Here is a 13,408-nt window from a genome sequence, read left to right as displayed (position 1 = left end):
TTAAAAAACCTCACATGGCAAACATACTCACCGATAAAGATCAAAAAAACTGGTATAAAGATGCAATCATATATGAGTTACATATAAAAGCTTTTTTTGATAGCAACGGTGATGGCATTGGTGATTTTGAAGGCTTGTTACAGAAGTTAGATTATCTTGAAGATTTAGGGGTTACAGCAATTTGGTTACTCCCATTCTACCCCTCTCCACTACGTGATGACGGTTATGATATTGCAGATTACTACACCATTAATAAATCATATGGTGAAATTGATGACTTTAAACGCTTTATAGAAGAAGCTCACAATAGAGGATTAAAGGTAATTACAGAACTTGTTATTAATCATACATCAGATCAACATGAGTGGTTTAAATTATCACGACAAGCCGAAAAAGGTTCTAAATACAGAGATTATTATGTATGGAGTGATTCAGTAGAAAAGTACAAAGACGCACGTATCATTTTTACAGATACAGAACCCTCAAACTGGACCTGGGATGCCGAAGCAAATGCCTATTACTGGCATCGTTTCTTTTCGCATCAACCTGATTTAAATTTTGATAATCCCGAAGTACAGGAGGAGGTTTTTAATATTATGGATTACTGGTGTGAACTGGGTGTAGATGGTTTTAGACTTGATGCGGTTCCTTATCTATTTGAGCGAGACGGTACTAATTGTGAAAATTTACCCGAAACGCATGTTTTTCTAAAAAAACTAAGAGCACGTATAGATGCTAAATATGATGGTAAATTACTGCTAGCTGAAGCTAATATGTGGCCAGAGGATTCTGCTGCCTATTTTGGCGAAGGTGATGAGTGCCATATGAATTATCACTTTCCTATTATGCCACGTATGTTTATGTCTGTTAAGATGGAAGACCGCTACCCTATTATAGATATAATAGATCAAACCCCAGATATACCCGAAGCTTGCCAATGGGCAATTTTCTTAAGAAACCATGATGAGCTAACCTTAGAAATGGTTACCGATGAGGAACGGGATTATATGTATAAAGTATATTCTCAAGATCCCAAAGCAAAAATAAATGTGGGTATTAGAAGACGATTAGCTCCCTTACTCGATAATAACCGTAGCAAAATAGAATTGATGAATGTGCTGCTGTTTTCATTACCGGGAACACCTGTTCTCTATTATGGTGATGAGATTGGGATGGGTGATAATTTTTATTTAGGTGATCGCGATGGAGTACGCACGCCCATGCAATGGACTGCAGATCGTAATGCCGGATTTTCAATGGCAAATCCTCAGAAACTGTATTTACCTACTATTATAGATCCGCAATATCGTGCAGAATCAGTTAACGTTGAAGCTCAGCAAATGAATCCATCATCCCTATTGTGGTGGATGAAGCGCATTATGAATATGCGAAAAAATTTCAAAGCATTTGGGCGTGGGGATATTCAGTTTTTAGCCCCTTCAAATGCCAAAATCCTGACATTTACACGTACTTACGAGGATGAAACGATTCTTGTTGTTGCCAATTTATCTCGTTTCTCACAAGCAGTAGAATTAGAACTTGAAGACTATAAAGATTACATACCGGTTGAAGTTTTTAGCCGAAATAAATTTCCTAAGATAACCGCTAACCCTTACCTATTCACGTTGGCTCCACACGGGTATTATTGGTTCTCTTTAACTAAACCCGAGGCAGAACATCAGGATAGACCGCTATCGCAATTAAAAACAAAAAATTGGGATACGTTATTTAATACCAAAAACAGAAAATACCTTGAAGAACAGCTACTTCCCGGCTATTTTAAGGGTAAATATTGGTTCGGTGATCGGGAACGTACCATTCAATCAATGCATATCACTAATCTTTTTGATTTGCCTGTGGAAAATTTACAGGTTAAAAATCTAATTGTAGAAGTGATTTTTAATGAAGGCTTACCTGAAATTTATCAATTACCGGTTTGCTTTATTGAAAATATACACGAGAGTTTATTAGAAGCTGTTCCTCAAAATGGAATTCTGGCAGAACTAATACTAGATTCAGCAGAAGGCCTGTTTGTAGATGCGGTGTATGTTGAACCATTTAGATCCTATTTATTTTACAGTTTGCAACACGGTAAAACGCTCAAATTAGGCAAAGAAGCTCTTCTGTTTGAGAAAGGTTCAATTACTCCTGATGCAGATATTGAGCATGTAGGGTCGCGACTTATCGAAACTAAACAAAGTAATACTTCTATAATTTATGATCACCGCTACTTTTTAAAATTATATAGAAGATTAGACAGTACCATAAATCCCGATGCTGAAATTGCTCAATATCTTACGGAAGTCGTAAAATTTGAAAACACACCAGATTATATGGGTAGCTTGATTTATGCGACAAAACAAAAAAACAGAGCCGTTTTAGGAATGATGCAGGATTTGGTTAGTAACACCGGTACGGGTTGGGAAAATACGACAGATGCGGCCCACAGGTATATGGAGCGCGTAGAGACCCAGGAACATCCACAGACACCAGAACTTGATGTTTCAAAACGCACGAAGGTGCTTGTTTTTGAAGATTTGAATGAACAGGACCAACTCTTAATAGATAATATTATTCCTGAAAGGTTGAGTTTATTGGGGAAGCGCAGTGCAGAGATGCACATTGCACTCTCAAATTTAAAAGGATTTATGAGCGTTGAGCAAGAAGAATTTTCTTTACACTACCAGCGATCATTGTATTCTGCCTTGCAAAGTCTTACCCGTGAGGCTTTTGAAAAATTAAAAAAAGCAATACCAACACTTCCGGAAGCTATAAAACAGGAAGCAAAAGTAGTTTTTGCTCGCAAAGGCGAGGTGCTTTCTTGTTTTAAACGTGTTTTTGATCACAAAATAGATACGTTTAAAATACGTACTCACGGTGATTTTCAGCTTCAGAATTTATTGTGGACCGGGAAAGATTTTATCATCATCAATTTTGAAGGTGATCCTTCAAAAGCTTTTAGTGAGCGTCGTATACTTAGATCTGCACTACGAGACGTCGCTTCAATGATTCGTTCACTGCATTATGCTGCGTATACACCAATTTTAGAGCAGAATTATACAGATTCATACTCCCCATCAGATTTGGAGCAATGGGCAGAAGCATGGTATTATCATACGACCCGTTTTTATTTAAATGGTTATAATGAAACCATGCAGGACTCACAATTAATACCGCAAAATGAAACTGACTATAAGGTGGTGCTCAACACTTTTTTACTAGAAAAATCACTTATAGAACTTACTACCGAATTAGAAAATAGACCACACTGGTCTCTGGTAGCATTACGCGGTATTCTTGCCGTTTTAGATAGCTGTAAAAATTAATTGAACCAGAATTAAAGAACAAAAAACCCCCGATTTTCAAAAGAATCGGGGGTTTTAAAATTTACTTGAAGGATAATTATTCCGCTTTACGCAAAGACTCCATATCAATTACAAAACGATATTTTACATCACCCTTAATAACGCGTTCGTAAGCTTCATTAATAGTGTTCATATCGATCATTTCAATATCACTTACAATATTGTGTTTACCACAGAAATCAAGCATTTCCTGAGTTTCTTTGATACCACCTATTAAGGATCCTGCAATACTCTTACGTCCTAAAATTAAGTTACCTCCGTGCATAGGCTCAAGTGGCTCTACAGCTCCTACCATACACATTGTAGAATCAATTTTAAGTAAATTTAAATATGGATTGGTATCGTGTCCTACAGGTACAGTATTTAATAAGAAATCGAAAGTACCGTTATGTTGCTTCATTGCTTCGGCATCCTTAGATATCAACACTTCATCAGCACCTAAACGTTTTGCATCTTTACCTTTTTCAGGACTTGTGGTAATCATCACAACATGTGCTCCCATAGCGTGGGCAAATTTGATACCCATATGTCCTAAACCACCTAAACCTATAACGCCTACTTTATCTCCTTTTTTCACATTCCAGTGATTTAGTGGAGAAAATGTGGTAATACCAGCACATAATAAGGGTGCTACGGCTTTTTCGTCTAGATTTTCCGGAACACTCAAAACGTAATAGTTATCTACAATGATTTCTTCAGAATAACCACCAAAGGTATGCCCTCCTAGATGCTTATCTTTGCCGTTATAAGTACCTACCATTCCCTGCTCACAAAATTGCTCTAAGTCTTGTTTACATGGTTCACACTCACGGCAAGAATCTACCATACATCCTACACCTACCGTGTCACCTACTTTAATGTTAGTAACCTCATTTCCTACTTCAAGAACTTTACCTATAATTTCGTGCCCGGGAACTACAGGGTATTTTGAACCACCCCAATCGTTACGTACCGTATGTATATCACTGTGGCAAACACCACAATATGTAATTTTAATTTTAACGTCACGAGGCTTTACGTCTCTACGTTCAATTACTATTTGTTTTAATTCTGCTTTGGCATCTGCTGCGCCATATGCTTTTACTTCGCTCATACTATTATATATTTTAAGTAAAATAACGCTATTGTAAAGGGAAATAAAAAATGAGAAGATCTATTTAAATTAAGTTTAACGCATATACCTAACCTAGGTTAATAAAACGGATATTTATAAGTTATTTTCAGGTAGTAACCTTTCGGTTAAGACGGGAAATAAAGAAACTACTTATTAAAATTAAACTTCCTCCTAAGTAGGTATTCCACGTTAGTTTTTCATCTAAAATTAAAAAGCTAAGAATTACTGCACTTAAAACTTCAAGATACATTAATGAAGTTGCTGTTGTGGCGTTTAAATGTTTTAAACCAAAGAAAAACAAACTAAAGACAATGATACCAATGAGTAATGCATAAAAAACTGCAATTCCTAATTGTGCCGGTACGGGTGCTTCCATAGTGAACAAAAAGGGTAGAAATAATAAGGCTCCACCTAAATTTTGAAAGAAAAGTAATTGTTTTTTATTATAGTTTGGGGTCTGTCGTTTAAAAATACAAACAAAAAAAGCATAACCTACAGCAGACATAATAGATGCCATCATCCCTATAAAATCATTAGATTCAAAACTAAATGGCTTGTTGAGATAGGTAATAGCTATGCCCACAAAGGCGAGAATTATTAAATATATCTGAGTTTTATTAATAGGAGTTCTGTAAATAAGCGTTTCTATAAGTGTTACAAATAATGGATAGACATAAAAAAGAACCACCGCATTGCCAATTGACGTATAAATAAAGGCGACTAAATAAAAATATAGGCGTACAGCGTTAATTATTGTTGCAAGAATGAGCATTTTATAATCTCCTGTAATCTTAATTTCTCTGTTGTAAATAAGAGAGGGAAGTAAAAAAAGAACGGGTACCCCAACTCTAAACCAGCCGATGGTACCCGTTGTTAAACTAGGCATTGCTTTTATAAGTATGCCATTAAAACCTGCAATACAGGCCGCTATTATCACTGCGAATATTGCTTTTTTAGTCACTTATAAAATATATAGATTATGCTTCCTGCAATTCGCGTTTAGATTTGCGATAGGTATAGCTTGTGTAAATATTACGTTTTGCAAAACGCACTTGATTACCTGCATTGTGAAACTTTAAAAAGACATTACGCGGTACACCAAAATACTCATAGGTACTGCCATCTGTAAAGGTAATTTCAAGAAGAACTCCTTTATGCTGATAATTTACAATACCTTCAGAATTAATTACTGCTGTATAATTTTCTAAATTGGCAGCTGTAGTTTCTGGAGCGATACTTACTAAAAAGTGATATCCATCAATAATCTCCCGACTTTTTAACTCTGCTTCTTCTTTTAGTACGTCACCATCCTGAAATTTATCTGGATGCCATTCTTTTACAAGATTCCGGTAAGCCTTTTTAAGTTGCTTAAGATCAGCATTCTTATCTGTGTTAAATAATTTTCGGTAGGCAGTAATACGTTTCATTGCGTCATTTTTTAGAAGCCGCAAAGCTAAGCTTTTTAAATCACGTAAAACATAGGTGTCATTATTATTCTAAAAGAGTTTATTTAAAACGATTTATGATGCTTATCAATTTAAGTTCAAAGAGTTAACGTTGTCTTATCTATAAAGTATTTCTGGTTAATTGATAGCACATAATAAAAGGCTGTTGAGTCTAGTCTAATTCTTTCCACCACATATGAGTTTGACAGGTATTATTTAGATGCATAAGCTGTCCCAGTCTGGGTAATGTGTAGTTTAAATTATTTTCTATCGCATACCTTACAAACAAATCAGCTGGTTCTGTCCAGCTGTGAAAGGCTAGTTTAAATCCTGCCCAATGATAAGGCGTGGCTATACTTACTTTTGCGTCTATTGCAGCTTCAACACTTTCTTTAGGAAACATATGAATCTGGCTCCATTTCTCTCCGTATTGACCGCATTCAATAAATCCAAAATCAAAAGGTCCTAATTTATCTCCTATCTCTTTAAAATGAGCCCCATACCCCCCATCACCAGAATGAAACAGGTTTTGGGTAGCTGTTTTAAAAACCCAACCACCCCAAAGAGATTTAGCACGATCTCGTAAACCCCGTCCCGAAAAGTGTCGGCTTGGGGTAAACGTAATTTTAATACCATTAAAAATTGAAACATCCCACCAGTCAAATTCTGTGATTTTATGTTTGAGAACACCCCAGGCTTCCAGGTGTCGCCCACAACCCAGGGCCACATAATAGGATTTAATCTTTGGGATAAGTTTTCTAATACTGGCTAAATCTAAATGATCATAGTGGTCGTGCGTTAACAGCATCAGATCTATTTCGGGGAAATCATCAATTAGGTCTAGTGCATTAGCCGAAAAACGTGGTGTTCTCGCCGGAGAAATAGGTGCAGAATCCGGTCCTAGCATAGGATCTATTAAAAGTGTTTTGTTATTTATACGCATTAGATAAACCCCGTGCCCATACCAAATATATTTAATATCGTCTGAAGATTTTAAGAATGCATCTAAATCAAAACTTTCAATTGCTAAATCTTGATTAGGAGCAGCCTGAGGGTCTTTCTCAAAGAATAATTTATATAATAGTCCAGGCATTTCAGTAATACCTACATCCATTGAAGTTTCTTCTAAATTTTGAAAGCTGCCATTGCGCCAATTTGGAGACTTCTCGTATCTGGCTTTTAATTCTGCAGTAATTTTACCACCAAATTGTTTAAACATCATTTTAAATTTAAGATCTGGATTTTCGCATACGTTTAGGACCATACCATAACCAGAAGCCGGTAATGGTAAAAAGTAATAAAGCAATACTCATAATAAGCGTATAAATAAGTTTTACATATCCCCCGGTACCTAAATAACTATCAATTATAGAACCGTCGTGAATATTTTCTATCACATCAGATCTACGCTTTCCTATGCTTAAAACAGCTCCCGTAGCGCCATCTAATTGAATACCGTAATAGTGATTGGCAAAGATAAATTTGACTATACCTTTTTCGTTTCTTACATCTATTCTATCTAATTCTTGAGATAATTCTGGTGATATTGAATCTCTTAGTACGGTTATCGCTTTTTCTTTTAGCTCTGATAATGGCAACCAGCGGCCTAAATCTGAAGTAGTGCCCGTTTGAGTTTTAGGTAGTAATACATCTCCGCTATTCTTTTTAACACCTAAAAGTAATCCTGAAACTGAAATAATAAAAAAGAATACAAACAACACCGCTCCCATTGCTCTATGTACAGCGCGAAATTGCCTGAGTATCTTAGCCTGATTCTTTCTTTTTTGTTGTGAAGGCATACTTAAAAAAACACTTTTTATAATTTAGAAAAATCAAAAATAAATCATTGGTACAAGCCAGATTCCTAGTTCGTGTTAAACATCTGTACTATTCTGATTAATCTTAATTAGATTACTTTCGCAAAGCGAAACAACATGTATTACATTGACTGATCATTCCTATTACTTATTGTTTAAACCTTACGGATATATTAGCCAAATAAGCAGTAATGATGAGCGTCAGGCTCGCAAAAAAAAATTTCTCGCAGATCTATATCATTGGCCTGATGGTATTATGCCCATTGGCCGTTTAGACGAGAAATCTGAAGGTTTATTGTTGATGACTACAGACGGTAAACTAAGTGATTTTATAAACCGAAGCGGCATTGAAAAGGAATATTATGCGCTTGTAGATGGTGATCCTAGCGAAGAAACACTTGATTTATTACGTATGGGCATTGAAATAGGTTTTGACGGAAAAAAATATACGACAAAACCGGCGGCTGTGAGGCGTCTTCAGGAAACACCAAATTTTCCGGAACGTGCAAAGAAAATACGCGATGCGCGCCACGGACCTACAACCTGGTTAAGTATCACCATAAAAGAAGGAAAATTTAGACAGGTGCGTAAAATGACATCGGCTATAGATTGTCCTACATTACGCCTGGTACGCGTGCGCATAGGTAATCTAAAATTAGAGAATATGAAGCCCGGTGATGTTTTGGTGTGGGATGGGGAAATTTAAAACTCCCTTTTCTTTCCGAAGCATCAGAAAAAAAGGGAGTTTTTTAATAATTTTTTTAATTGAATGCAAACCTACAACTCCCCTGCTTCTAGTTGTTTATGTGCATAATCAACTGCTCGCGCCGTTAATGCCATATAAGTAATACTAGGATTTTGGGTTCCGCTGCTGGTCATGCACGCACCATCGGTTACAAATACGTTAGGCACAGCGTGAATTTGATTCCATTTGTTAAGAACACTGGTTTTAGGATCATTACCCATACGAGCCGTTCCCATCTCGTGAATGCAAGCTCCGGGAGCCGTTACATTATTGTAATAGCTAATATCTTTACAGCCAGCTGCTTCAAGCATTTCTACCGCGCATTTAACGCCATCCTCTCGCAATTTCATTTCATTATCACGCAATTTTGCATCAAAAGTTATTATCGGGAGGCCGTGTTGATCTTTTTTATCGTGATTTAAAAACATACGATTCTCGTGGTAGGGTAGCATCTCGGCAAAACACGCTACATTTATCTTATAAGGCCCCGGTTTAAAGATTTCAGCTTTTAGCGCTTCTCCTATTTGTTCTGGTGCAATATCAGTTTGTCTGGCAACCTGACCCTGATACCCAAACCCTCGTAAATATTCTTTTTGTTCTGTTTCTTTATCAATATTTCTAAATCGCGGAATATAGAATCCGTTAGGTTTACGACCTTGATAATAGGTATCTTCAAAACCTTCAAAGGTAGCGCTGGCTCCCATACCATAATGATGATCCATAAGATTATGACCCAATTCACCACTATCATTACCTAAACCGTTAGGAAAACGCTCAGAACGGCTGTTTAACAATAAGGCCGTAGTGCCAATAGTACTCGCGTTACAAAATATAATTTTTGCGTTGTATATAATTTCTTCACCTGTATTTGCATCAATTACACGTACGCCGGTTGCACGCTCTGTATTGGGGTCATAAATAACTTCTGCAGCAATACTATCTGGACGTATGGTAAGATTTCCGGTCTCTTTAGCTACGGGTAATGTAGCTGACTGACTACTAAAATAAGCTCCAAACGGACAACCTCGCCAGCAACGATTGCGCGTTTGACATTGTCCTCGTGTTCCTAAATGTATTTCGGGATTGTATTCAGATAAATTAGCGACACGCCCCGGAGTAATAATACGCTCAGGATATTTTTCTTTTACCTTTTCTCTAAATGATTGCTCTGCACAGTTTAACTCAAAAGGCTTTAAAAATACACCGTCAGGAACCTGCTTTAAGCCTTCGGCCTGCCCGCTTACTCCTACAAATGTTTCTACTTGAGTATACCAGGGTTCAATATCTGCATAGCGTATAGGCCAGTCTACCCCAATGCCTTCTTTGGCATTTGCTTCAAAATCTATATCACTCCAGCGGTAGCAATGACGCCCCCACATAAGTGAACGACCACCTAAATGATGACCGCGAATCCAGTCAAAACGTTCTATCTCATCATAAGGATAATCGCTGTCTTTATTTATAAATGGTTTATTGTCTTGATTTATCCACCAGTTTAAGCGGTTTTGCTTAGTATAATGATCGTTAATCTCCTCTACCGGTACACGCCCGTTATAAGGTAATTCCCAATTATCTTTATGTGCAGTATCATAATCTGTTATGTGTTCTATATTGCGACCACGCTCCAGAACTAGTGTTTTGTAACCTTTTTTACACAACTCCATTGCTGCATAACCGCCGCTGATACCAGATCCTACAACGATTGCATCATAAGTTGTAGGTACGTCTTTTTGAGTACTCATATTGCCCAGGCTTTTCCGTTAAGTTCTTCTAAGGATACACACGGCAAATAAGGACCGGGAACCGGAAGATAATTTAAATTATTTTTAGCTACTTTTTCTGTATTTAAATAGTAGTTAATTGATTGATTTTTAATATTATAAAACGACTCAAGTGCAGTTTTAGTTGAAGCATTTTTTTCTGAGAGTAAAGCGGTAACAATTAACTTTTTATCCTCAGGTTTTATATCAATAAAATTTGCATCCTTTGCTGAATTTAAATAGGATTTTAAATCTGAAAATTGTGAGTTAAATACATCTTGTTGCTTTGAATCGTATACTCCTGCAATCATATGATCTATCATCATATCTACTCCAACTTCAGATGCAGCCGGACTATCTTCACTTTCGGGAATAATAATATCTACCAGAACAGATACGATTGCAAAATCTTCTTCAGAGAAAAATTCAAGATTTGCATATTTTGGCTTTGTTTCTGTCTTACAACCTACTAGAAGATTGCTCACTAAAGGTGTAACAAAAAAGGCTCCTGTGCCCAAAGCCATTAATTTAATTGTATTCCTACGTTTCATAATTTACTTAAGATTCTAAACAGATTAAAAAGTACAACTATTAATTGAAAACCAAAGAAGTGTGAAAAATTAAAAATGCTTAATCTACTAAACCACCTTCTAGAACTTTAATTGCTCCTAATGCTGCTCGTTCTCCACTTATCATTGCTGCATTAAGCGAACCATTAAGCTGCTGATCTCCGGCTAAAAATATACTACTACTTAATCTGGTTTCAGTAGGTGCCATACTATAGCGCAAGTTAGATAGTCTAGGTAAGGCCTTAGTAATGCGGTAACGTTTTAAAAATCTACAATTCTCTATTTTGGCTTGTTGACTAAGCTCTTTTTTTATAGCATTTACGAGCTCTTGTTCAGAAAGTTGATGCTCTTTAACCACAGACACCGAAAGTAAAGTCTTTGTTCCTTTAGATTGTGTTGCTATTGACGTAGGATAGAAAATATTATTAATTAAACCATTTTCTTCTTGAAATAAACCAATTATAGGTTTTTCTAAAACCATTGTATCTACTTCAAAATATAAATTATCTACACCTTTCCATTCAATTTGTTGGTTGCTCAAATTAGCAATGAGAGGGCTTGCCTCGGTCGCAATAATAGTGCTGTCTGAATTAAGTAGACTACCGTCTTCAAGAATTATAGACTCATTTGTTATCTGTTTAACTTTTGTATTAAATTTAAACGTTGTGTTCTTTAAGTTCGATTTTAATTGCTCTGAAATCGCTCCTATGCCCGCCTTAGGAATCACAGCAAGACCTTCGCCAAACATTTTATAGACAAACTCAAACATACGGCTTGAGGTCTGTAAATTTACTTCTAGAAAAATACCGCTAAAAAAAGGCTTGAAGAATGTATTAATTATGCGATTTGAAAAACCAAAATTTTGTAGATATTCTAAAGTGGTTTGTTCTTCTGTATTAAATATTTCTTCCAGACTTTTAGCTGCAAGGTCATTATTAAGTTTTAATATTTTTATTTTATCGCGTATACTCCCTGCTGAAGCTAAAACTGTAGGTATTGCAAGACTTAATGCACGTAAAGGATCGCCTAAAGTTTGCGAATCACCGTTTTTGAAAATTACTGCACCCGGCAATAATTTCTGTAAATCAAGTTTCTCATAATCTAAATATTCTTTGGCTTTAGGATAGGCTTCAAGCATAACTTGAAAACCGTGATCTAATTGATATCCTTCAATTATATCTGTCTTAACCCGTCCACCTACACGGTCTGTAGCTTCTAAAATTATAGGTAAATAACCGTGATTTTCTAGAATTTGAGCAGCAATTAAACCACTTATTCCTGCACCTACTATATATATATTAATTTGATTTTTACTTTTCATAACATGTGTGAGCTCTTTTTTTCTTGGGGTAAGCAACTAATAATTAAAGACCAATTTAACAATCAAAATCCGATTTTGACATCAAAAATGTATAGAAATGAATATTCATTCATTTTATTTGAAAGTCTTTTAACTAAAGATTAATCCTAACTTATTGACCATTAGAAAACATATCAATAATTTCATCAAAAATTATTAACTATGGATTTACTTGCTACTATTGCACAAATTGTTATCGCCGTTTCAATTGTCATCGTTTGGGTGTTTAGATGGGATAATATTGTAAAAGAGTTTAAGCAATATGGTTTATCAGACCTCACTCGTAATTGTGTAGGAGCATCTAAAATCGCATTATCTACTTTATTAATCGCGGGCATTTGGTATGAAGATTTAGCCGGAGTTCCTGCTTTGTTAATGGCCCTTTTAATGGTATGTGCTCAATTTGCGCATATTAAAGTGAAAAATCCTTTTCATAAATACATACCATCTCTTTTTCTTTTAATTCTAAGTCTATTTGTAGCTGCAGTACACTTAAACGTAATTAACCAGTGATCGTATATCAAGGTTTAGCCTTAATTTCCGGTTTTAGTTTTTTAATTTATGGTATTAGCTGTTTGAGCACAGAGCAAATGAAAAATGAATTCATTCGCTTTAAACTTGCAAAATGGCGTACGCTCGTAGGAATATTGCAAATTTTAGGAGGTTTGGGTCTTATTAACGGGGTTTTCGTAAGCAATATACTCGTAGTGATTAGTGCCGGCGGGCTTGCTCTACTAATGCTTATAGGTTTTGTAACTCGCCTGCATATTAAAGATAGCGTGATTGCTTCATCCCCGGCTTTTATTTTTATGATTATCAATAGCCTGTTAGTTTTTGCATTTTCAACAACCTAAAAAAATTTAAGTTAATGAAACAATCACTTAATATTTACGGAAAACCCTTACAGGCCTGTTGTTTCAATCCTAAAACAGGTTACTTTAGAGATGGTTTCTGTAGAACTATTGAAGAAGATTATGGTACACACATACTTTGTGCAGTTGTCACTGAAGAGTTTTTGAGATATTCTGCGTCTAAAGGAAATGACCTTATGACACCTATACCACATTGGGATTTTCCCGGTTTAAAACCCGGTGATTCCTGGTGTTTATGTATTAGCAGATGGCTTGAAGCAGAAAAGAAGGGAGTAGCTCCCAGATTAAATCTGGAAGCCTGTCATCAGGATGCTTTAAACTACACTACGCTAGCTAAATTAGAAGCGTATGCTATTTAATA

The 13,408-nt window shown here is 35.9% G+C and carries 13 protein-coding genes; 5 read left to right on the top strand and 8 right to left on the bottom strand.

The features are described from left to right. Positions 1 to 14: 14 nt before the first annotated feature. The gene (gene treS / locus ACEN25_RS02650; RefSeq protein WP_441801525.1) at positions 15 to 3,326 is read left to right on the top strand and encodes a maltose alpha-D-glucosyltransferase; all 3,312 of its coding nucleotides are present in this window, start codon (positions 15 to 17) and stop codon (positions 3,324 to 3,326) included. 76 nt (positions 3,327 to 3,402) lie between these two features. Here the strand turns inward: treS and ACEN25_RS02645 are convergent, their stop codons facing one another. The 5 genes from ACEN25_RS02645 to ACEN25_RS02625 form a co-directional block, all read right to left on the bottom strand. Then, on the bottom strand, positions 3,403 to 4,458 hold the full coding sequence (locus ACEN25_RS02645) for an NAD(P)-dependent alcohol dehydrogenase (RefSeq protein ID WP_441801524.1): 1,056 nt from the start codon (positions 4,456 to 4,458) through the stop codon (positions 3,403 to 3,405). Between the two features lie 127 nt (positions 4,459 to 4,585). Next, a complete protein-coding gene (locus ACEN25_RS02640; protein ID WP_441801523.1) occupies positions 4,586 to 5,440 on the bottom strand; it encodes a DMT family transporter in 855 nt (284 codons plus the stop codon). 16 nt (positions 5,441 to 5,456) lie between these two features. Continuing rightward, positions 5,457 to 5,906 carry a KTSC domain-containing protein gene (locus ACEN25_RS02635; protein WP_441801522.1) on the bottom strand — a complete coding sequence of 150 codons (450 nt, stop codon included), beginning with the start codon at positions 5,904 to 5,906 and terminating at the stop codon, positions 5,457 to 5,459. Between the two features lie 190 nt (positions 5,907 to 6,096). After that, positions 6,097 to 7,143: an MBL fold metallo-hydrolase gene (locus ACEN25_RS02630; protein ID WP_441801521.1), complete on the bottom strand. Its 1,047-nt coding sequence runs from the start codon at positions 7,141 to 7,143 to the stop codon at positions 6,097 to 6,099. A gap of 10 nt (positions 7,144 to 7,153) precedes the next feature. Continuing rightward, a complete protein-coding gene (locus ACEN25_RS02625) occupies positions 7,154 to 7,723 on the bottom strand; it encodes a PepSY domain-containing protein (RefSeq protein WP_441801520.1) in 570 nt (189 codons plus the stop codon). A 139-nt stretch (positions 7,724 to 7,862) separates the two neighbouring features. Between ACEN25_RS02625 and ACEN25_RS02620 the strand changes: the two genes are divergently transcribed. Next, positions 7,863 to 8,447, top strand: a complete 585-nt coding sequence (locus tag ACEN25_RS02620; protein ID WP_441801706.1) for a pseudouridine synthase — start codon at positions 7,863 to 7,865, stop codon at positions 8,445 to 8,447. Positions 8,448 to 8,518: 71 nt separating this feature from the next. Here ACEN25_RS02620 and ACEN25_RS02615 read toward each other — a convergent pair whose 3' ends face one another. From ACEN25_RS02615 to ACEN25_RS02605, 3 genes are all read right to left on the bottom strand, one after another. Continuing rightward, complete coding sequence (locus ACEN25_RS02615) at positions 8,519 to 10,228, bottom strand: GMC oxidoreductase (protein ID WP_441801519.1); 1,710 nt, start codon at positions 10,226 to 10,228, stop codon at positions 8,519 to 8,521. Further along, entirely contained in the window at positions 10,225 to 10,797 is a 573-nt protein-coding gene (locus tag ACEN25_RS02610; protein ID WP_441801518.1) for a gluconate 2-dehydrogenase subunit 3 family protein, read from the bottom strand. The genes ACEN25_RS02615 and ACEN25_RS02610 overlap by 4 nt, the downstream gene beginning before the upstream one ends. A 79-nt stretch (positions 10,798 to 10,876) precedes the next feature. Further along, positions 10,877 to 12,136, bottom strand: a complete 1,260-nt coding sequence (locus ACEN25_RS02605) for an NAD(P)/FAD-dependent oxidoreductase (RefSeq protein ID WP_441801517.1) — start codon at positions 12,134 to 12,136, stop codon at positions 10,877 to 10,879. 201 nt (positions 12,137 to 12,337) lie between these two features. On the opposite strand from ACEN25_RS02605, the gene ACEN25_RS02600 reads away from it, so the two are divergent. From ACEN25_RS02600 to ACEN25_RS02590, 3 genes are all read left to right on the top strand, one after another. Then, a complete protein-coding gene (locus tag ACEN25_RS02600) occupies positions 12,338 to 12,688 on the top strand; it encodes a DoxX family protein (protein WP_441801516.1) in 351 nt (116 codons plus the stop codon). Between the two features lie 77 nt (positions 12,689 to 12,765). Then, the gene (locus tag ACEN25_RS02595) at positions 12,766 to 13,029 is read left to right on the top strand and encodes a DoxX family protein (RefSeq protein ID WP_441801515.1); all 264 of its coding nucleotides are present in this window, start codon (positions 12,766 to 12,768) and stop codon (positions 13,027 to 13,029) included. Positions 13,030 to 13,043: 14 nt separating this feature from the next. Then, positions 13,044 to 13,406 carry a DUF2237 family protein gene (locus tag ACEN25_RS02590; protein WP_441801514.1) on the top strand — a complete coding sequence of 121 codons (363 nt, stop codon included), beginning with the start codon at positions 13,044 to 13,046 and terminating at the stop codon, positions 13,404 to 13,406. The last annotated feature ends 2 nt before the right edge of the window (positions 13,407 to 13,408 follow it).

Origin of the sequence: Leeuwenhoekiella sp. W20_SRS_FM14 (assembly GCF_052119605.1) — a bacterium.
Lineage (GTDB): Bacteria > Bacteroidota > Bacteroidia > Flavobacteriales > Flavobacteriaceae > Leeuwenhoekiella.
Note: the sequence above shows the minus strand (reverse complement) of the source record. Positions and strands in the feature narration are given on the sequence as shown.

Bases quoted from the DNA above. Each gene is read 5' to 3' on its own strand.
- treS (WP_441801525.1), top strand. From the start codon at position 15: ATGGCAAACATACTCACCGATAAAGATCAAAAAAACTGGTATAAAGAT.
- ACEN25_RS02645 (WP_441801524.1), bottom strand. From the start codon at position 4,458: ATGAGCGAAGTAAAAGCATATGGCGCAGCAGATGCCAAAGCAGAATTA.
- ACEN25_RS02635 (WP_441801522.1), bottom strand. From the start codon at position 5,906: ATGAAACGTATTACTGCCTACCGAAAATTATTTAACACAGATAAGAAT.
- ACEN25_RS02630 (WP_441801521.1), bottom strand. From the start codon at position 7,143: ATGTTTAAACAATTTGGTGGTAAAATTACTGCAGAATTAAAAGCCAGA.
- ACEN25_RS02625 (WP_441801520.1), bottom strand. From the start codon at position 7,723: ATGCCTTCACAACAAAAAAGAAAGAATCAGGCTAAGATACTCAGGCAA.
- ACEN25_RS02615 (WP_441801519.1), bottom strand. From the start codon at position 10,228: ATGAGTACTCAAAAAGACGTACCTACAACTTATGATGCAATCGTTGTA.
- ACEN25_RS02610 (WP_441801518.1), bottom strand. From the start codon at position 10,797: ATGAAACGTAGGAATACAATTAAATTAATGGCTTTGGGCACAGGAGCC.
- ACEN25_RS02605 (WP_441801517.1), bottom strand. From the start codon at position 12,136: ATGAAAAGTAAAAATCAAATTAATATATATATAGTAGGTGCAGGAATA.
- ACEN25_RS02600 (WP_441801516.1), top strand. From the start codon at position 12,338: ATGGATTTACTTGCTACTATTGCACAAATTGTTATCGCCGTTTCAATT.
- ACEN25_RS02595 (WP_441801515.1), top strand. From the start codon at position 12,766: ATGAAAAATGAATTCATTCGCTTTAAACTTGCAAAATGGCGTACGCTC.
- ACEN25_RS02590 (WP_441801514.1), top strand. From the start codon at position 13,044: ATGAAACAATCACTTAATATTTACGGAAAACCCTTACAGGCCTGTTGT.